General features: G+C 71.9%; 2 protein-coding genes and 1 riboswitch. Both genes read right to left on the bottom strand.

What is annotated here, in order from left to right; translation table 11 throughout:
• Positions 1 to 47: 47 nt before the first annotated feature.
• Entirely contained in the window at positions 48 to 812 is a 765-nt protein-coding gene (locus ABZ641_RS37135) for a CbtA family protein (RefSeq protein WP_344626465.1), read from the bottom strand.
• A 12-nt stretch (positions 813 to 824) separates the two neighbouring features.
• Positions 825 to 1,037: a CbtB domain-containing protein gene (locus ABZ641_RS37130; RefSeq protein WP_344626466.1), complete on the bottom strand. Its 213-nt coding sequence runs from the start codon at positions 1,035 to 1,037 to the stop codon at positions 825 to 827.
• Between the two features lie 35 nt (positions 1,038 to 1,072).
• Positions 1,073 to 1,228, bottom strand: a riboswitch (cobalamin riboswitch).
• Positions 1,229 to 1,462: the final 234 nt, after the last annotated feature.

Below are 1,462 nucleotides of genomic sequence, written 5' to 3'. Positions count from 1 at the left end.
CCCACCGGCCGTCGGTGGTGGTGCCGTGCTGCCGTGCCGGTCGGACGTCAGGCCGCGGGGGCCGCCTCCGGCGAGGTGCCCGCGGCCGTGGTCGCGGTGGCGGGCTTCGGGTTGATCAGCCGTTCGGCCAGGTGGCCGAAGACCAGGGCGAAGGACGTCCACAGCGTCAGCTGAACGGCGAGCGCCGCGACGCGGAACTGCCAGAGCAGCGTGGCCGAGAAGTCCTCCGGGACCTCGTTGACCGCGGGCAGGAACGCGTACGCGAGCCCGATCGCGACGGCGAAGCCGGCGACGGCCACCACGGTGGCGTACCAGTTGCCGAGGGCCGGGGCGAGGCGCTTGCCGACGATCACCGCGGCGACGGCCAGCAGCACGCTGAGGGCCATCATCAGGAAGTACAGCGTGGTGCGCTTGCCGATGGTCTCCGGGTCGCCCACCGACGGCGGGTTGGCCGGGTACTTGAGGAACGGCACCACGTAGACCGCGACGAGCGCCGCGGCCGACAGCAGGGCCGCGGTGGCGCGCGGCGTGAAGCGGCCGACGCGGCCGAGGGCGAAGCAGTAGGCGAGGGCGGCGATGCCGCCGAGCGCCACCCCGAACACCAGGACACCGGTGGCCAGGCCCGCAGTGGACTGCAGGGACCGGCTGACGATCTCCATCTCGTGCTCGTGGGAGTGCGACTCCTCGTACGCGATGGCCGCGTCGATGCGCGGTTCACCGAGGAAGTAGGCGACGACGAGGGCGAGCAGGCCGGACGCGAGCCCGGCCAGCATGCCGCGGACCAGAAGGCCTCTGACGATTGCGGAGTTCACGTGCGGCCCCCGTCAGTGGCAGGGGAAACCGAGCAGGTGCCGGCCGTCGTGCACCCACTCGTGCACGTCCTCGCCGGAGATGAGGGACGTCGCGCCCTGCTCGGCGCCGACGAAGTAGACGAGGGCCAGCATGAGGATGGTGAAGAACACCGCCCACGGCAGGATGGTCTTCAGCGAGATGGGGGTGATCGCCGGCGCAGCGGCGGGGGCGATGGGGTGAGCCATGGCCGACCTCCTTTGGGAACACGCGTCCCGTTCGGTGGAGCACGAGCGACGGAGGCGGGTCTGACTTTCGGTCCCGGCAGGCTGCCGGGTCCGATTCACAGTGGCGCGACCGTGCCGGCATCTCACCGGACTTCCACGCACCGTCGATTTCAGTTGTCGCCCGAGAAGTTACCGCCTCAGGAGGGCCGGGCCAAGGCTTGTTGCGGGGGCGCGTGAAGCACGGAGCGGAGCGGGGATCGGTTCGTATGCCCGCGGTGCCGGTTCCGCGGGCCCTGCGGAAGACGCGGGCCGATCGCGTGATGTTGGTCGCACCACGGGGTGGCGCTCCGGACGGCCACTCAACTCGTCCGTCCGGAGCCCCCGCCGCTCGCTCTCCCGGTGGGCTCACGCTCCGCGGCGGACACGGCGGCGGCGCCGCGGAGATC

This window comes from Kitasatospora sp. NPDC007106 (assembly GCF_040634455.1).
GTDB classification, from domain to species: Bacteria; Actinomycetota; Actinomycetes; order Streptomycetales; family Streptomycetaceae; genus Kitasatospora; species Kitasatospora arboriphila.
This window is presented reverse-complemented; position numbering and strand designations above follow the sequence as displayed.